This is a genomic window from Exilispira thermophila, assembly GCF_055389015.1.
The window spans coordinates 1,707,585-1,725,748 of record NZ_AP042476.1 but is presented as its reverse complement, the minus strand read 5'-3'; the positions used below and the strand labels follow the sequence as shown (position 1 = coordinate 1,725,748).

At 23.6% G+C, this 18,164-nt stretch carries 16 protein-coding genes; 8 read left to right on the top strand and 8 right to left on the bottom strand.

All coding sequences use genetic code 11. The features are described from left to right. Positions 1–11 precede the first annotated feature (11 nt). The 5 genes from ACZ5EC_RS07280 to mgtE all read left to right on the top strand — a co-directional run bounded on the left by ACZ5EC_RS07280 (position 12) and on the right by mgtE (position 7,162). The gene (locus ACZ5EC_RS07280; RefSeq protein ID WP_464301764.1) at positions 12–1,085 is read left to right on the top strand and encodes an IS110 family RNA-guided transposase; all 1,074 of its coding nucleotides are present in this window, start codon (positions 12–14) and stop codon (positions 1,083–1,085) included. 84 nt (positions 1,086–1,169) lie between these two features. Then, positions 1,170–3,281 (top strand): ribonucleoside triphosphate reductase, encoded by a 2,112-nt coding sequence (locus ACZ5EC_RS07275; protein ID WP_464301823.1) that lies wholly within the window; start codon positions 1,170–1,172, stop codon positions 3,279–3,281. A 261-nt stretch (positions 3,282–3,542) separates the two neighbouring features. Continuing rightward, a complete protein-coding gene (locus tag ACZ5EC_RS07270) occupies positions 3,543–4,325 on the top strand; it encodes an anaerobic ribonucleoside-triphosphate reductase activating protein (protein WP_464301822.1) in 783 nt (260 codons plus the stop codon). Between the two features lie 101 nt (positions 4,326–4,426). Next, on the top strand, positions 4,427–5,629 hold the full coding sequence (gene rocD / locus ACZ5EC_RS07265; protein ID WP_464301821.1) for an ornithine--oxo-acid transaminase: 1,203 nt from the start codon (positions 4,427–4,429) through the stop codon (positions 5,627–5,629). A 183-nt stretch (positions 5,630–5,812) separates the two neighbouring features. Next, positions 5,813–7,162 carry a magnesium transporter gene (mgtE, locus tag ACZ5EC_RS07260; RefSeq protein WP_464301820.1) on the top strand — a complete coding sequence of 450 codons (1,350 nt, stop codon included), beginning with the start codon at positions 5,813–5,815 and terminating at the stop codon, positions 7,160–7,162. Positions 7,163–7,221: 59 nt separating this feature from the next. Here the strand turns inward: mgtE and ACZ5EC_RS07255 are convergent, their stop codons facing one another. From ACZ5EC_RS07255 to ACZ5EC_RS07240, 4 genes are all read right to left on the bottom strand, one after another. Then, positions 7,222–7,692 (bottom strand): hypothetical protein, encoded by a 471-nt coding sequence (locus tag ACZ5EC_RS07255; RefSeq protein ID WP_464301819.1) that lies wholly within the window; start codon positions 7,690–7,692, stop codon positions 7,222–7,224. Positions 7,693–7,803: 111 nt separating this feature from the next. After that, positions 7,804–9,414 carry an ATP-binding cassette domain-containing protein gene (locus ACZ5EC_RS07250; protein ID WP_464301818.1) on the bottom strand — a complete coding sequence of 537 codons (1,611 nt, stop codon included), beginning with the start codon at positions 9,412–9,414 and terminating at the stop codon, positions 7,804–7,806. A gap of 10 nt (positions 9,415–9,424) precedes the next feature. Continuing rightward, positions 9,425–9,802 carry a radical SAM protein gene (locus ACZ5EC_RS07245; protein ID WP_464301817.1) on the bottom strand — a complete coding sequence of 126 codons (378 nt, stop codon included), beginning with the start codon at positions 9,800–9,802 and terminating at the stop codon, positions 9,425–9,427. Positions 9,803–9,962: 160 nt separating this feature from the next. After that, on the bottom strand, positions 9,963–11,777 hold the full coding sequence (locus ACZ5EC_RS07240) for a transglutaminase-like domain-containing protein (RefSeq protein ID WP_464301816.1): 1,815 nt from the start codon (positions 11,775–11,777) through the stop codon (positions 9,963–9,965). Between the two features lie 238 nt (positions 11,778–12,015). Between ACZ5EC_RS07240 and ACZ5EC_RS07235 the strand changes: the two genes are divergently transcribed. Next, on the top strand, positions 12,016–12,465 hold the full coding sequence (locus ACZ5EC_RS07235) for a hypothetical protein (protein WP_464301815.1): 450 nt from the start codon (positions 12,016–12,018) through the stop codon (positions 12,463–12,465). 14 nt (positions 12,466–12,479) lie between these two features. Here the strand turns inward: ACZ5EC_RS07235 and ACZ5EC_RS07230 are convergent, their stop codons facing one another. The 4 genes from ACZ5EC_RS07230 to ACZ5EC_RS07215 form a co-directional block, all read right to left on the bottom strand. After that, positions 12,480–13,688, bottom strand: a complete 1,209-nt coding sequence (locus ACZ5EC_RS07230; protein ID WP_464301814.1) for an ATP-grasp domain-containing protein — start codon at positions 13,686–13,688, stop codon at positions 12,480–12,482. A gap of 85 nt (positions 13,689–13,773) precedes the next feature. After that, positions 13,774–14,658: a phosphate acyltransferase gene (locus ACZ5EC_RS07225; protein WP_464301813.1), complete on the bottom strand. Its 885-nt coding sequence runs from the start codon at positions 14,656–14,658 to the stop codon at positions 13,774–13,776. Positions 14,659–14,801: 143 nt separating this feature from the next. Next, on the bottom strand, positions 14,802–15,077 hold the full coding sequence (locus ACZ5EC_RS07220; RefSeq protein WP_464301812.1) for a PilZ domain-containing protein: 276 nt from the start codon (positions 15,075–15,077) through the stop codon (positions 14,802–14,804). Between the two features lie 34 nt (positions 15,078–15,111). Beyond that, a complete protein-coding gene (locus tag ACZ5EC_RS07215) occupies positions 15,112–16,134 on the bottom strand; it encodes a 6-phosphofructokinase (RefSeq protein WP_464301811.1) in 1,023 nt (340 codons plus the stop codon). A 250-nt stretch (positions 16,135–16,384) separates the two neighbouring features. Here ACZ5EC_RS07215 and hisC point away from each other — a divergent pair, with 250 nt between their 5' ends. Then, complete coding sequence (gene hisC / locus ACZ5EC_RS07210; RefSeq protein ID WP_464301810.1) at positions 16,385–17,467, top strand: histidinol-phosphate transaminase; 1,083 nt, start codon at positions 16,385–16,387, stop codon at positions 17,465–17,467. A gap of 298 nt (positions 17,468–17,765) precedes the next feature. Further along, the gene (locus ACZ5EC_RS07205) at positions 17,766–18,029 is read left to right on the top strand and encodes a hypothetical protein (RefSeq protein WP_464301809.1); all 264 of its coding nucleotides are present in this window, start codon (positions 17,766–17,768) and stop codon (positions 18,027–18,029) included. Positions 18,030–18,164: the final 135 nt, after the last annotated feature.

Here is an 18,164-nt window from a genome sequence, read left to right as displayed (position 1 = left end):
GGAGGAGGCAGATGAAACTATCAGTTGGAGTTGATTTACACAAGCATCAAATGACGGTATGTATAAAAAATTTAGAACAAAGGATTGCAGATATTAATTGGAAATTTTCTACAAAAAAAGAAGGATATATGGAATTTGTAAGATTGTTAAAGAAATTATCCCAACCAGAAGAAATTGAAATAGCAGTAGAATCTACAGGAAATACAAGATATTTCAAAAGAGAAATGGAAAATTATGGATTTAAAGTACATGTAGTAAATACCTTAAAGTTTAAAGTAATAAATGAATCAATAAACAAAACAGATAAACATGATGCAAGGACATTAGCAGAATTTTTATCAAAAGATATGATACCAGAAGTAAATTTATGTAAAGAAGATAGTAAAAATTTAAGAGATTTATTAAAGCATAGGTCAGTATTAAAAAAGACCAATGTAAGTTTAAAGAATCAAATACATGGAATAATGTTAGAAATGGGTATAGGAACAAAGAATGGACAGCTTAACACAAAAACAGGAAGGGTAAAAATTATAGAACAAATATCGGACCCAATAAAAAAAAGTATAGTATCAGGGATAATAAAAACAATAAATAGTATAGAAAGTTTAATATCAGAAATAGAGAAAGAGCTTTCAAAGATGACAGAAAAAGATGAAGCAGTAAGAATACTAAGGACAATACCAGGATGTGGATTGATAACTTCAATTACTTTAAGGGCTTACATAGATGACATAAATAAATTTAGTTCATATAAAAAGCTTTCTTCTTATTGTGGATTGGTACCATGGGTACAAAATTCAGCAGACAAAGAAAGATATGGGAATATAACTAAAAGAGGTTCACAAGAATTGAGAACAGCATTTGTACAGATGACAATGGGTATGATAAGGGTAAAAAGAGAAAGAGAAAATAGATATATGAAATCTTATAGAAATATGAAAAAAATAAAAGGAAGTGGAAAAGCAATAATAGCAACTTCAAGAAAGTTAAGTAAATTGGTATGGACATTATTAAAAAATGGTTGTGAATATGATCCAGTAAAATCAAATGATATATTGTTAAATAAAGATTATTCCGTTGCCTGAAAGCAATGATTTGAGGTTTTACCTCGTTTATATAAATTAGCAGATTTTTTGATATTTAATATTGATTTTTATAGGAGGTTTAGTATGAGAAGTCCACATTTTATAAGAAAAAGGGATGGTAAAATTGTTAGTTTTAACAGAGTAAAAATTGAAGAGGCAATTTTTAAAGCAGCAGTAGCTATTGGAGGTAATGATTTTAATCAAGCCAGGAAATTAACAGATAAGGTTGTTGAAACTTTATATGAAAGGTTTGGGGAAGATGGGGTACCTATAGTTGAGGAAGTTCAGGATATAGTAGAAAAAATATTAATTGAAAATGGGCATGCAAAAACAGCAAAAGCATATATTTTGTATAGAGATAAAAAAAGGTTTTTAAGAGAAACAAAAAATAGTTTTGTTGATGTTTTACAGGTAGTTGATGGCTATTTGAATGAAAATGATTGGAGAGTTAATGAAAATTCAAATTCTTCATACTCATTATCTGGTTTATTAATGCATACAGCAGGGAATATATTAGCAAACTATACTTTAAATAAAATTTATCCTCAATCAATTGCTGAGGCTCATAGAAATGGGGATTTTCATATACATGACCTTTCTATGGGGATTGCAGGTTATTGTGCAGGATGGTCTTTGCAACTTTTATTAACAGAAGGTTTTGGTAAAATTGCAGGACATGTAGAATCAAAACCAGCAAAACATTTTTCAACAGCATTAGGGCAAATTGTAAATTTTTTAGGGACTTTGCAAAATGAGTGGGCAGGAGCACAAGCATTTTCTTCTTTTGATACCTATCTTGCTCCATTTGTAAGATTTGATAATCTTGATTATAAAGCAGTTAAACAGGAACTAGAAAAATTTATATTTAATTTAAATGTTGCTTCAAGATGGGGAGGTCAAACCCCTTTTACAAATTTAACATTTGATCTCGTTGTGCCTGAAGATCTAAAAGAAAAATATATTATTCATGGAGGTGAAGTTAAAAACTATAAATACAAAGAGTTCCAAAAAGAGATGGATATGATAAATAAAGCTTTTATAGAAGTAATGATGGCTGGTGATGCAAAAGGTAGAATTTTTACTTTTCCTATTCCAACATACAATATAACAAAAGATTTTAACTGGGATAGTGAAATTTCAAATCTTCTTTTTAAAATGACAGCAAAATATGGTTATCCTTATTTTCAAAATTTTATAAATTCAGATTTAAATCCTGAAGATGTAAGGTCAATGTGTTGTAGATTACAACTTGATTTAAGGGAGTTAAGGAATAAAACAGGAGGAATTTTTGGAGCAGGAGAATCAACAGGGTCTGTTGGTGTAGTAACGTTGAATTTACCCAGATTAGGATATCTTGCAAAAGTTAAAAAAGATTATTTTAATAGGTTAGATAGGTTATTGTTGCTTGCATCTGAATCTTTAGAGATAAAAAGAAAAATAGTTCAAAAAAATATTGATAATAATTTACTTCCATATACAAAAAAATATCTTGGTACTTTAAAGAATCATTTTTCTACTATTGGAATAATAGGAATGAATGAATCATGTATTAATTTTTTAGGAAAAGATTTATCAAAACCTGAATCAATTGAATTTGCAAAAGAGATTATGCATCATATTCTTGAAAAATTAAAACAATTTCAGGAAAAGACAGGAAATATTTATAATTTAGAAGCTTCACCCGCTGAAGGAGCATCTTATAGGCTTGCAAAAATAGATAAAAAGTTTTTTCCAGAAATTTACACATCAGGGGAAGATGAAGTTTTTTATACAAATTCGTCACAACTTCCAGTTGATTTCAGTCATGATCTTGTTAAAAATCTTGAGCATCAAAATATTTTTCAACCAATGTATACAGGTGGAACAGTTTTCCATATCTATCTTGGTGAAGCAGTATCAGATTATAAAAGTGTTAAGACATTAATAAAAAAAGTGTGTGAAAATTATAAAATCCCATATTTTTCCTATACACCTACTTTTTCGATTTGTCCAAATCATGGATATATAAATGGAATAAAAGAAACCTGTGATATCTGTGGTGCAGAAACAGAGATTTATTCAAGAGTTGTAGGGTATTTTAGACCAGTAAAAAAATGGAATAAAGGTAAAAAAGAAGAATTTAGAATAAGAAAATTTTATGATTATAAAAACATAGATAATAAAAGAATAAATGAAAACAGAAAAATAACTAATTAAAATTTCTTATAAAAAATTAACAATAGTAAAAACTAAAAATATGTAAAATAAAAACATGAAAAATAAAAATATGAAAATTAAATATGTTAAAAGATAAAAATATTAAAAATAAAAATATAAAATCACCTAAAATAAAATTATAACAAACTTATTTAAATAATAAAAAATAAAGTTAAAATAAATTACAATAAACCAAATTATACAATAATAGTTAAAACACAAAACTAAAAGAGTTAAAAAAAATAATTTAAGGAAAATTTTATGATAAAAAATGAAGTAAAATCTAATAATAAATTAATAGAAAAATATAAAGTAGTAGCAAATATTTTACCTATCTCTTTAAATGATTATCCCTCACATGTTTCTACATTAATATATTTTCAGGGGTGTAATTTAAAATGTGGTTATTGCTTTAATTATAGTTTAATTCCATTAAAATATGATGGTTTTTCTGTAAAATATGTACTGGATAGTATAAAAACTAATAGTCTTATTGATTCAGTTTCAATAACAGGAGGCGAACCATTATTACATTTTGATGTTTTAAAAATATTTTTAGAAGAAGTAAAAAAGATAGGATTAAAAACTAAACTTGATACAAATGGAACTTTTCCAGAAAAAATTAAAATATTGCTTGAAAAAGAACTTATAGATGCAGTTGCAATTGATATTAAAGGGGATCTAACTATTTATAAGAGTTTTGGAGGGAATATTGATTTATTTAATAATCTAATTAAAACTATTGATATATTAAATAATTTTAGTGTAAAAAATAGGGAATTTGAAGTTTTTTTTAGAAGTACTTTAATAAAAAATTTTCATAGTTTTGATATAATCAAAACAATCAATTCTTTAATTCCTGATAAACAAAATTGGTATATTCAAAGTTATTTAAATGATAATGTTAATAGAGTTGATTTCAATAAATATAGCTCATTTAATAAAAATGAAATAAAAAATATAATAAATAAAATTGTTAATTTAAATTCTGGTATAAAAAGGATAAATAAAGTTTATTATGATTTTGATTGTATTATGGAGTAATATTTATTTATAATAATTTATAAATGGTATATTAAAAGGTCTTTTCATAAAATAAATAAAAGATTAGTAGCTTTTTAAAATAAAATTTAAAAGGAGGCTGAATGAAAGAATTATCAATAAATATTATAAATCAAACAAAAGAATATTGCGCAAACAATTATAAATCATTAGAAGTTGTAATTGAGAAAGGTAAAGGGTGTTGGGTTCAAGATGTTGATGGTAAAAGATATCTTGATATGTTAAGTTCATATTCTGCATTAAATTTTGGACATGTACATCCTGAAATAATAAATGTTCTTATAAGTCAAAGTAAAGCTCTAACTTTAACTTCAAGAGCATTTTATAATAATGTATTATATAAGTTTCTTAAAAAAATATGTGAATTAACCGGTAAAGAAAAAGTTTTACCTATGAATACGGGAGCAGAAGCTATTGAAACAGCGTTAAAAATAATAAGAAAATGGGCTTATATTAAAAAAGGTATAAACAAAGATGAGGCTGAAATAATTGTTGCTGAAAATAATTTTCATGGAAGAACTATATCAGTAATAAGTTTTTCATCAGTTATTAAATATAAAGAAAATTTTGGTCCTTTAACTCCAGGTTTTAAAATTATTCCTTATAACGATCCTGATGCTTTAGAAAAAACAATAACTAAAAATACAGCCGCATTTTTAATAGAACCAATTCAGGGTGAAGGCGGAATAATTGTTCCGGATGATGGATATTTGAAAAAAGTTGCTTCAATATGTAATAAAAACAATGTATTGTTAGCTCTGGATGAAATTCAAACAGGTCTTGGAAGAACGGGGAAAAATTTCGCGTTTCAGTATGAAAATGTAAATCCAGATATTATTATTATAGGAAAAGCTCTTGGAGGTGGAGTGTATCCAGTTTCAGCTGTTGCATGTAATGATAATATAATGGAAGTAATAAAACCAGGAGATCATGGATCCACTTTTGGAGGTAATCCACTGGCTGCAGCAATAGGAACTAAATCTATTGAAATATTGATTAGAGATAATTTAGCAAAAAAATCTTTTGAAATGGGAAAATATTTTAAAAAAGAGTTAAAAAAAATTAATAGTACCAAAATAAAAGAAGTAAGAGGAAAAGGTTTATTGATAGGTGTTGAATTAAAACCTTACGAAAAAAATGCAATGTATTATTGTCATAAATTAAAAGACAAAGGAATATTGTGTAAAGATACAAGAGAAAAAATAATAAGATTTGCTCCTCCATTAATTATAAATAAAAATGAAATTGATTTCGCTCTGGAAGTAATTAATGATGTATTAAAATAAAATAAAATAAATTTAATTTTAATTTTAATTTTAATTTTAATTGTAATTGTATTAATCTTTTTTAATGATAATTTATCATTGCTAATAAAACTGTTGCACTTAAATAATATAATAAAATATACTTTATCTATTTAATTAATGTGTTAAATTTAAATAGAAAAATAAATATATTTGAAGGTTTATATGATCCCTGTAATAAAAAATGAAAGACTTATAAAATTTTTACAAAAATTGGTTTCAAGGAGAGCTACAGAAAGGATTGTAAATGTAGCAAAGAAATTACACCCAAATGATTTATCGTCAGTTATCCCTTATTTAACTCCAGATGGTTTACAGTTTTATTTAAATACTTTGTATTCTATTGATCTAGCAGGAAGAACATTAATTGAAGTACAGGATGAAGATATTTTAAAAAAAGCATTAAATATGATTGAAGATGAGAAGCTTGCCAAGATTATTGAAAAAGTATCTTCTGATGATGCAGTTGATTTTTTAGGTTTGTTACCAGAAGAGAGAAAAACTAAAATTTTAGAAATAATAAAAAAATCTGAAGAGTATGAAGAGCTTTTATCCTATCCAGAAGATTCCTGTGGTGGGATAATGTCAAAAGAATATCTTGCTTTAAATGAAAATTTGACTATTGGAGAAGCCTTAAATGTAATAAAAAAAAGTAGTAAAAAAGATACAGCTTTTTATTTATATATAGTAAATGAAAATAATCAATTAACAGGAGTTTTATCATTAAGGTCTCTGATTTTACTTCCTTCTGAAAAAAAGATAAGAGAGGTTATGACATCGAATGTAGTTCGTGTTAATGCTGATGACCCTCAAAAAAAAGCTGCAGCATTAATTTCCAATTATGATTTGCTTTCATTACCTGTTACTGATGAAAAAAATCAACTTATAGGTGTTATAACTGTTGATGATATAATTGATATTATTGAAGAAGAGGCTAATGAAGAATTATTGCATTTATCAGGTGTGGGAATAAATGAAACTCTATTTACTCCATTGGTTAAGTCATTCAAATATAGATTCCCATGGCTTATTATTAACCTATTAACAGCACTTTTAGCTGCAAGTGTTATTGATTTTTATAAACCAATCATTGAAAAATATGTAGCATTAGCTGTATTTTTACCAATTATTGCAGGAATGGGTGGAAATGCTGCCATGCAGGTTATGTCAATAACTGTTAGACAGGTTTCATTTATGGTTTTGTCAAATAAAGAATTTTATAAGGTGCTGTTAAAAGAGTTTGGTGTAGCTTTACTTATAGGTATTGGAACAGGTATTTTATTGGGAGCAGTTGCTATTGTTTATTATGGTTCCTATATATTATTTTCAGTATGTTTATTAGCGCTTATTGGAAATGTTATTATAGCAAATCTTACAGGTTTTTTGGTTCCATATATAATAAAAGTATCAGGGCATGACCCTGCATTAATATCTTCAATCTTTGTTACTACATTTACAGATATTGGTGGGTTTTTCATATTTTTAACTCTTGCAAAGATCATGATGAAATTATAAAATAATAATGTAGAAAAATTGGAAAAATATTGTTAAAAAGATATAAAATATTAAAAAAGTCACTTTTTATTAAAATATTTTAAAATAACATAATCAATAATTCTTTTTTTTATAAAAAGAAATATTTTAAGTTTAAAGATGTCAACATTATTGATTTTATTGATTTCTGAAATTTTAATATATATCCCATCTTTTTTTACATTAAATTTTATTTTACTTTTTTGCTTTATTGTTGTTTTATCAAAGATTTCTTTTGAATATTTTTTATCATATATAATAATAATATTTTTTTGAGGAATTATTTTAATATCATAATTATTACTAAAAGTTGAAGGTAAATTACTAATATATATATTGTTTAAATTATGAATATTTTGGAATGAAAGAAAAAGAAAATTCTTATTTATTTCATACATTAAATTTTCATATACAGAAAAAAATGGGATAAAACTAAAAATTATAAAACTTATTATAGCTAATATTGTTAGGCTATTTATTATGGTCCATTTTTTTATTATTTTATATATCATAAATTAATATCCTTAATATAAACATTTTTAATTTTATTATTTGAAAGTTTCTTTAATTATATTTTATTAATCATTTTTTATTTATATACAAAATTCAACTATACTTTTTATTTATTTAATCTCAATTATTTTAGGAAATAATTTTGTTAATGCTGTATTATGAGAAATACAAATAATAATTTTATCACTAAAATATTTTAAAATATTTTTAATTATTTCAATTTGCATTTCCTCATGAATAGCATTCCCAAATTCGTCAAGTAAAAGGAGATCAAAATTTTTGAATAAACATCGAGCTAGTCCAATTCTTTGTCTTTCCCCACCAGAAAAATTTATTCCATTATTTTTAATTATTGTATTATCAGATATATTTTCGATTTTAGTAATATTTTTTATAAACTTATATTTATTTAACATTTTTTTATTACCAGAAAAATGATTATTCCCTAGAATAATATTATCTAATACAGTTCCTTCAAATAAGTAAGTATTTTGACTAAAATAAGAAATATTGTTTCTTAATGATTCGATATTGTAATCATAAAAAGATTTTTGATTTATTAATAAATTTCCTGATGATGCTTTTACAAACCCGACAATTAAATCAAGTAAGGTAGTTTTTCCACTGCCTGAAGGACCAATTATTAAAACTTTATCATTTGAGTTTATTTTTAGATTAAAATTATTAAAAATAATTTTATTATTGAATTTTATACAGATATCTTTTAATTCAATATTTTCTATCGAATTACAGATTTGACCATTGTTTTTTTCATTTTCAAGATTAAAAAAAGGAGCTAAATGTTTCCAACCCACTTTTGCCATTAGTATAGTATAATAAATTGAATATAACCCGGTAATTGAATAAAAAACAGTATCAGAAAGAGTAAATAAAAATATAGCTTGACCTAAAGTGATATGATTTTTTTTAATTTCAATTCCAAGAAAAAATAACATAATACCCAAAAAAATGTATTGTATTAAAACACTGAATTGGCCTGATAAAAAACCCCATTTATTTCTTCTGATTGTTGAAATAAAATATTTTTCAGAGGATTTTTTAATTTTTTCTTCTTCAATTTTTTCAAGAGAAAAAAGTTTAATATCTCGTAATCCATCAATTGATTGAATAAAAATACTATTATAATTGGCTGAATTTTTTTGAAATTCAAAAGTTGCATTTTTTACTTTTTTTGAGAAATATGGGGTAAAAAACATAGGTATAAGACTACTTAAAAAGAAAAAGACAATAATTGTAGATTTATATTGGAGTAAAAAAGGAAGTAGAATAATTAAAAAAAATATTGTACTTATTAATTTGGATAATGGTTCTATAAAATAATTAGAAATAATTTCTGAATCTTTTTGAATTTGTGTACCCAGGTGGGTAGCTGAATTTGTTTTTATTTTATTTAATTCTGAATGAAAAATAATAGTCAAAATTTTTTCTCGTAAATTTATTAAAATGTTAGATTGGATGATTTTTGAAGCAATAGTTTTTATAAAAACAAAAACTATGCTTAAAGTGTATGAAAAAATAAAAAATATTAAAAATTGATAAAGAAAATATTTAGTGCTTAATTTTGTTGAATCGATATAAATCATTAAGAGAAAAGATGTAATAATGTTAAAAAATTTTAGTCCCAGATCAATAAAGATAAATTGAAAAATAAAACTACTAAATGATTTGCTGATTTTTAATATAAATTTTATGATGTTCAATCATTGCCCCTTATATGTTTTTATTTTTTATTGAATCATAATATAAACTAATTCCTTTTTCAAAATTAGGATCAATTGAAATTTGTATTCTTTTTAAATTGTATTTTTTAATTTTTTTATAATTATCTTCATTTAATAGTATTCCATTACTTACAATTCCACTATAATAAACAATATTATTTTTAGCACAAAAATTATAAATTTTATCAGAAATTTCTATAATTTTATTGATATACAAAGTTGGTTCACCCCCGGTCCATGTAATAGATAAAGAACTAAAATGATTTATTTTAAATTGATTTTTTATAAAAATAGTTAATTTATTTATTAGTTCTTTAGAAAAAGTTGTTTGCACATGATATAAATAAAATTGTGTAATAAATGGCAAATACTGTATAAAGCAAATAAACAAAAATATTATTATTATATTTTAAAATCTCTGAAAAATAAAAGTAAAGTTCTATATATAATTTGTTAATTAACTTAATAAGTAAAATTTATTGTGTTTATAAAATGATTAATTTTAATTAAAATAATATAATCAATATCTATTTCTTAATTGTTAATACAGTCCTATATGAAAAATTTTCAATTGGATTTCCAGCATAGGTTACGGTTATATTACTATCAGGATTTCCTTCTATTATTGGATAATTAGGGTCTAATAGAGATTCTTCAACTCTATTCGCAGGGTTGTATAAAAAATATAGTGGTGCATCATCTCCATTTTGTCCAATAGGATCAGCAAATGTAGGGTCTAATATATAAAACCTATTATCAGGTAATAAAATTTTTACCCATGCATGATATGGAAGTTTATATACTGGTCCATATGCATAAAAAGCTGGTATTTTTAAACTTTTTAAAATTGTTGTTAAAAGGGTGGCATAATTTTCACATACTGAATTTTCTGGTTTTATAAGGCATCTTAAAGCATCTTTTCCGTATTTTTTATCTAATGTAATTCTATAATTTAAGTTATTCATTATATTTAAATCATAAGTTAATTTATTGATAACAAAAAGATAAGCCTGTTTAGATAAAGCTAAAATATTATTTTGTAGATCAGGTGGAAGAGAATTTTTAATATTTATGATATAATTTCTAACCTTTTGTTTATTATAATCAAAATATGTAGAAGGTTTTAAAGTAGCTTTAATTAAAGGGTTTGAATAATCATAATCATCTAAATTATATTGTGAAATTTGGGTAGGGGAAAATTTGTAAGGTATTGTATGTATATTCATGAAAATTATAATTTTATGATTTCCTGATGCAATGCTATCAAAATGGATATTTAAAATATTTTGATTTATTTCATTTTTAATAATACTATAGTTATTTATATAATGTCCATCTGAAGAAATTTTAAAATTTGATAAATTTTGATATTCAGTATTATTTGGAATAAATAATTTAAATGTCACATTTGTGATTTTGCTTCTATTTGTAAAATTTATTTCAAAAGTGTAGTTAAAAATTGTTTCTCTTGTTTGATAATAATATGTTGTCAAAATATTTTCATTTTCATTTTTTGTAAGATTTTTTAACCCAAGACCAAAATATAACCTTGATTTTAACATGTTATTTTGCATTAAGTATAATTTCCCTCCAAAAAAGTATGCAATATCATATTTTCTAAATTTTAGTGCTTTTTCAATCATTATTGTTTCTGCAGGTACAAGAAGAGGTTCACCAGTAAGATAAAACATGTTTGTTATTGCAGTTAAATTTTGTGATTTAATATTGTTATTCATATTTTTTTCAGTTAGAATGTATTGTTTTAAAGCTGAAAAAGTCTTATTCATTTGATTAAAATATTTTGCTTTAAAAAATTGGTTTCTTTTTTTAAATGAATTTTCAAGAAAATTACTAAGTTGAATAAGTTTTTGTATTTTTGATGTATTTAAAGCAGTTATTGATTCTGGAGAATTGTAGTACTCTTTTAAAATTTCATAGAAACTTAAATAGTTTTCAATTTCTTTATCATTTTGATATTTTTTTAATAAATAATCAAAATTTAAATTAAGAACAGTTCTGTATATTCCATAAGTTAAAAAATCTGAAGGTATATCAGGGTATTTATATGTATCATCAACAGGGTTGTTTATAAAAGGATTTATTTGAATTTGTGGTTCTTTTTTTTCTACAACAACCTGCTTTTTTTCTTCCTGTTTTTGAGTTTGAATTTTTATTCCAGGTGCAGGAATGTTTATACATGAGTATAGAGATATAAAAATGGATGAGATAAAAAAAACTATAATAATTGAAAAAACAAAACTTTTTTTTGTATGAAAAAATAAATTGATTTTAGTATTTTTTTTTGTTAATATTTTAAAATTATCAAAAATTGTTTTAAACATTATTAAACCCTTGTAATTATTTTTAATTATAGTTATATAATTGTATATTTTTAAAAATTTACAAATAAATTATTGAATTAAAAATAATTTGAATTAATTTATAAATATAGTTAAATATACTATTTTTGTTTTATTTTTATGTCATACGTAAAATAGCATAAAAATAGAATTAAATGATTTTTATAAATATTTATGAAAAATTTTTTATTTTTTAAAAATAATTGTTAAGGGGTTTTTTATGAAAAAAGCTAAAATAATTCTTTTATTTATTGTTATAGCATTAGTTGTAACTTCATGTACAGTTCCGATTAGAGCAATAAAGAAAAATCCTCAGAAATTTGTTAATAAACATATAACTATTCAGGGTAAAGCAATAAAAGTGTCCAGAATTCCATTAACTTCATTAAAGATTTTGGAAGTTTATGATGGTACTGATACAATATATGTATTAACTAATAGAGAAGTTAAAAAAAATGTAGATTTAAAATTTAAAGGTGAAATTATTGCAATTGGTGGAAAGGTTACTCAACAAAGAGCTAAGTGGTTGGTTAAAAAAGTTGCTGACTTTTTAATTGAGAAAAAACTTGTAGATAAAAAAAATGCGATTGCTTATTCTAAAAAAGTTATTGAACTACTATATAAAATTACACCTAAAAAAACAATTGCTTTATTTATGTTAGAAGATTGAAAAAAGAACTTTTTTTAGATAATAATTGGTTTTATTATTTTTAAAGCTTTTTTAGCTGAATTTAAGGCAATTTCAGGGTTGTTTGAAACAGTAATTATATTTCCTAGTTTTTGAGTATTGTTTTTAGGTATAATAACTTTATAACCCTTATTTTTTGTTAAAAAAATGTTTTTTACTTCAGAAATATAGTAAGCATCATTTATTCCAGTAAATCTATCTAATATACCTTCTTTTGTTGGTATAATTCCTAATTCAGCTGAATACTTTTTCCATTTAGCTTCAGGAGTAGTAAAATTGATCCCTGTATGAATCTGAATTATTTTTTCCATTAGATTTATACCTGTTGAATAGGGGAAAGTATGTGTTGACATGAATCCACCTGAAAGTCTGGATGCAACTTCCCCAATAAAAGCTTCAGGTTTTCCATCTTTAGAATACCTGACTCTAATATCTCCTTTTGCAGCTCCAATTTTAATACCTAAAGCTTTGATCGCTTTTTTAAAAATTTTTATCCCTTCATTTTGTAATTTTTTATCCAATTGAGAAGGCATAAAATGACCTAATTCAACAAAATAGGGTGGTTTTTGTATAAATCTATCTGCTACACCTGTAATATGTATTTTATCATTGTAAACAATTGCATCTATTGATAATTCATGAGACTTTATATAAGATTCTATAATTACTTTTCCGTTTTTACTAAAACTTTTTGCTTCATAAAATATATTATCAATTTTAGAATTTAACATTTGCTTTGAGATGTATACAACCCCCCTTGCTCCCATATTTAATGATGGTTTTATTACAGCTCCTTCTTTAAATATAAGATTATCTCTAATCTTTTTTAAAACCAGTTTAAAATCATCTATAGTATTAAGTTCATAAAAATCTGGTTGATTAATTCCATGTTTTTTTAAAGTTCTTCTCATTGTTATTTTGTCAGTAGTTGCAAGGGCAGTTTCAATAGGGTTTCCGATTAATCCAAGAGAATTTGCAATAGATGAAACTGTTTGGGAAACATCAGTACCTGAAGTTAACACTCCATGAATTGAATATTTTTTAGCAAGTTGTTTAGCTTTATCAGTAGCTTTTTCAATATCCTGAGTTGAAACTAAAATTTTTACCACATCATCAAATTTAAAAGCTTCAGCATTTTCATCCATATCAAAAACAATTGGAATAAAATCCATTTCAATAGATTGTTCAATAAGGGGGATTTGCAATATTCCCCCGCCAATGATGATTAAATATTTTTTCATAAAAAATACTTTCAAATTAATTATTTAGTTACAACCAATTTTGTAAATATTAAAGTGATGAAAGAGCTAAAATAATAGAATTAAATTTGGTATTTGCATCATCAGCTCTTGAAAGTAAAATTATAGGTGTAGTTGAACCTATAATTACTCCACCATTAGCAGGATGGGAAGCATAAATGATTCCTTTAGCACACATATTTGCAGCTTCAATATATGGAGCAACAATAATGTCTGCTAATCCTGCAACTTCAGATTTAATCCCTTTAATTTCTGCAGCTTTTTTAGAAATTGCATTGTCAAATCCAAAAGGTCCATCAACAATTGCATTTTTAAATGTTCCTCGTTCTGCCATTTTAGCAATAATTGAAGCATCAATTGTTGATTGCATTTTTTGTGATGGTATCTCAACAGCAGAAACTAAAGCAACTTTTGGATTAGAAATTCCAATTTTGTTATAAAATTCTATAGCATTTTGAGTAATCTTAATTTTATCCTCAATTGTTGGAGCAATATTTAAACCACCATCTGTAATCCCTAAAAGCCTTCCTTCCCATTCAATTAAAGCAATATGGGACAGAAATCCTGATCCTCTTAGTCCATATTCTTTATCTAAAACATTTTTTAATAATGTTCCTGTTGGTACTGAACCTTTCATAACAAGATCGCATTTTTTTTCTTTAAATAACAAACAGGTTTTAGTTGCAACCTTTGATGGATCAGATTCATCTACAAAATCAAAGTCATTTTTATCTAATCCAAGATTTAATATTGTTTTTAATGTTTTTTCTTTATCCCCAACAAGAATGAATTCAGCAATACCTTCATCCTTTGCTAATTTACATGCTTTAATTATTTCCTCTTTTTCACCACCCGCAACAGCAATTACTCTCTTTTTAGATTTATCAAGATTATCATGCAATTGTTTAAAGTTCATTTTTTATCCTCCTTAAAAAATAAAAGTACTGTTAATTAAAAAATATAAAAAATAAAAAACAAGTAATATTAAGCAAAAATGATTACTTGTATTAAAGAAAATCAAAAAAAATATAACAAAATTAGAAAAAAAATAAAGGAGAATTAGAAGAAGTTAATTGCAATAAATGTTGAATGGTCTTTTTCATAAATTCTTAATATATTACCTTCAAACTTAATGTTAGAAGAATCATTTTTTAAATAAAATAAAACATATTCATTTACATAAATATCTTTATTTTTAATTGTATTATTTTCAGGTAGTCTTATTAAAGCACCACAAACAGAGATGTTTTCAATTAATCCATTAATTTTTATATCTTTAATAGTTAAACTTATTTCTGTTTCCATTGAAACTCTTGGAAATCGTCTTTTTTCCATAAATCAATCCTAAAGCTTTATTTTTCTAATGAGTTTAATTACCAATCATATGTTTTGCAAGGTCGATATAACATTTATTAACCATTCTAAATTGTTTTACAGCATCTTTTATTGGATAATTATAGATTTTGTCTTCTTTTATTCCGATTGTTAATCCAAACTTTTTACTTTTTATTAAATTAATAACCTCTTTTGCAAATCTTGTAGCTAATACTATATCAAAAATATCAGGAGTACCACCTCTTTGAATATATGATAATATAACAGTTTTTGGCTTTTCTTCCATATATTTAGTTAACATAGATGCAATTTTTAAAGTTATTCCTGAAAGTTCTTCATTTTCATATATTTCTGAAGGTAAAATTTTTCTTTTTATCTCTTTTAGTTTTATTCCTTCAGAAATTAATATGATATTATCTTTTTGTCCTTTTTTTCTCCAATTTAAAATAGTTTGTGCTATCTCTTTTATCTCTGTAGGAATTTCAGGGATAAAAAAACCTTCAACTTTTTTGTTTATTGCAGAAAAAACAGTCAACCAACCAGCTTCTCTTCCCATGATTTCTACAAGTATATCTCTTTCATGAGATTGATTTGTTGATCTTATTATTTCTAATGAAGATACAATGTTTTTTACAGCAGAAAAAAAACCAAGAGAAAAATCTGTTCCATTTATATCATTATCAATTGTTTGGGGTATGGATATAATCGGAAATCCATCTTTTATAAGTGTAGCAGCAATTTTAAGGGTATCAAATCCACCACAAATAACAATAACATCTAATTGATTCTTAATGATAAAATTTTCAATAATTTTTTTATAGTTTTCTTTTTTTAATATATTAAATTTTGCAGTTTTTAATATAGTTCCACCTAATGTAGAAATATCTTTAACTATATTAGTATTAAGTTTTCTAATATCATTGTTTATAATACCTTCAAATCCTCTATAAATTCCATAAATTTCAATATTTTCATCTTCACCAATAAAGTGTACTGCTTTAATAAAAGCATTAATTCCTGGTGAATCACCTCCTGCTGTTAATAATCCTATTTTCATAAATACCCCTTATTTATTATAAAAATTATATTAATTTTAAAATAATATTTTTATTATAAAAACTATATTATTTATTACAAAAATTATATTATTTATTGTGTTTATTTATTATTAAAATTATAAAATTAAAATATTTTTTTGCAAAATAATTATATTTCACAGTTTTAATTTTGTCAAAATATAAAAATAAAAATTTCTTGATTTTTTTTATTATCTGATATTTGATTAACAAAAATAACAGGAAAATTGTATGGATAATTATCCTTTCAGAAAAGATTTAATAAGTAAAAAAATTAATGTTATTGAAGTAGAAGAAAAAAAAATAAACCTTTCTTTAAATGAATCCCCTTTTAATCCATTTTTGTTTTTTAGCGAAGAAGATTGGAATGAATTTCATAAATTTGCTATTAATAGATATCCAACAAAAGAATTAAGTATAAAACTTAAAAATTTAATTTGTAAATATAATCAAAATAAAATTACAGAAGAAAATATTTTAATGGGAAATGGAATAGATGATTTGTTATATCTAATTTTTATTTCAATTCAAGACAAAAATTCAAAAATATTGGTTTCTGTACCTTCTTATCCTGATTATATCAATTACAGTCTTTCCTGTGGAGTTGAAAATATAACAGTACCTTTAAAAAATGATTTCCAGCTTGATGTTGACAGGATAATAAACACTGGTAAAAGAAAAGATATTAAGATGATTATTCTTTGTACTCCAAATAATCCAACTGGAAATTTATTAAAAAAATCTGATATTTATTATATTCTGGAAAATATAAATGACAAACTTATAGTAATTGATGAAGCATATTTTGAATTTAGCAATGAAACTTTTATAAATAATATTTCTGATTATGAAAACTTGATTATATTAAGAAGTTTTTCTAAAGGTTTTTTTGCTTCAGGTTTAAGATTTGGGTATCTTATCTCTAATCCATTTATTGTTAAAGAACTTTTAAAAGTTAAGTCTGTTTTTAATCTTTCCTCTTTAACTCAATTTATAGCAATAAAATTATTACAAAAAGAAAAAACAATAAAAGAACATATTGATTTTTTAATTAATGAAAGAGAAAATTTGTACAAACAATTAAGTAAAATTAATGAAATTAATGTCTATAAAAGTAAGACAAATTTTATATTATTTCGATTATTGAGAAATCTTGATCATATTGATCTTTATAATTATTTATTACAAAACGATATTTCAATTAGAAATGTTTCTTCTCAACCTTTACTTGAAAAATGTTTAAGGGTGTCTATTGGTAATAAGGAACAGAATAGTGAATTTGTTTCAACTTTAAATAATTATTTTAATAAATAGAATTTTAATAATTTATGACTATAATTTTAGCAATTAAAAAAAATGCAAAATGGTTATGTCAATATAGTATGTAAATTATTCATAATTATAGAATTATAACTAATTTAGCATCTCTATAGAAATATTGACATCAACCATAGATTTTTATATAAATATTATTATAAAATAGATTATTGCTAAAGGTTTTATTATAAAAAAATTTTGATAGGTAAAATCATAATTGATAGGATAATTAAAATTTATTTTATTTTTAGATTATTTTAAATTCTTTGTATTTAATAAAAAAAAAGAAGTCATTATGGAGATAATAGTAATTATTATTTTATCAATTTTAAACTTAGTTTTAATTTATTTAATCTTTACAAATAAAAAGGAAAAAGTAAAAGTTAATAAACAAAAAAAACAAAAGAAACGCATTTGTCCTTTATGTGGTTCAATATTAACTCAACCAGATGATTGCCTTTATGGTGAATATTTTGAAGCTGATGGAAAGAAAAAAGTTTATATTTATGGATGTAATTATTGTTATAAAGGTAAAAAACATAAAAGGGTTCAATTATAAGTTAAAAATAAAAAAAATAGAGTAAAATTGTAAAGCAGTAAACAGTACAATTATAAAGATTATTAGAAAAAAAAGAATTTTTAAAAATACAAAAAATGATTAAAAAATGGTATAAAAAAATTAAAAAATAAAGAT

What these genes read in the sequence shown, in the direction of transcription:
- ACZ5EC_RS07280 (WP_464301764.1), top strand. Translation starts at nt 12, where the DNA reads ATGAAACTATCAGTTGGAGTTGATTTACACAAGCATCAAATGACGGTA.
- ACZ5EC_RS07255 (WP_464301819.1), bottom strand. Translation starts at nt 7,692, where the DNA reads ATGATATATAAAATAATAAAAAAATGGACCATAATAAATAGCCTAACA.
- ACZ5EC_RS07235 (WP_464301815.1), top strand. Translation starts at nt 12,016, where the DNA reads ATGAAAAAAGCTAAAATAATTCTTTTATTTATTGTTATAGCATTAGTT.
- ACZ5EC_RS07225 (WP_464301813.1), bottom strand. Translation starts at nt 14,658, where the DNA reads ATGAACTTTAAACAATTGCATGATAATCTTGATAAATCTAAAAAGAGA.
- hisC (WP_464301810.1), top strand. Translation starts at nt 16,385, where the DNA reads ATGGATAATTATCCTTTCAGAAAAGATTTAATAAGTAAAAAAATTAAT.
- ACZ5EC_RS07215 (WP_464301811.1), bottom strand. Translation starts at nt 16,134, where the DNA reads ATGAAAATAGGATTATTAACAGCAGGAGGTGATTCACCAGGAATTAAT.
- ACZ5EC_RS07270 (WP_464301822.1), top strand. Translation starts at nt 3,543, where the DNA reads ATGATAAAAAATGAAGTAAAATCTAATAATAAATTAATAGAAAAATAT.
- ACZ5EC_RS07275 (WP_464301823.1), top strand. Translation starts at nt 1,170, where the DNA reads ATGAGAAGTCCACATTTTATAAGAAAAAGGGATGGTAAAATTGTTAGT.
- ACZ5EC_RS07240 (WP_464301816.1), bottom strand. Translation starts at nt 11,777, where the DNA reads ATGTTTAAAACAATTTTTGATAATTTTAAAATATTAACAAAAAAAAAT.
- rocD (WP_464301821.1), top strand. Translation starts at nt 4,427, where the DNA reads ATGAAAGAATTATCAATAAATATTATAAATCAAACAAAAGAATATTGC.
- ACZ5EC_RS07220 (WP_464301812.1), bottom strand. Translation starts at nt 15,077, where the DNA reads ATGGAAAAAAGACGATTTCCAAGAGTTTCAATGGAAACAGAAATAAGT.
- mgtE (WP_464301820.1), top strand. Translation starts at nt 5,813, where the DNA reads ATGATCCCTGTAATAAAAAATGAAAGACTTATAAAATTTTTACAAAAA.
- ACZ5EC_RS07205 (WP_464301809.1), top strand. Translation starts at nt 17,766, where the DNA reads ATGGAGATAATAGTAATTATTATTTTATCAATTTTAAACTTAGTTTTA.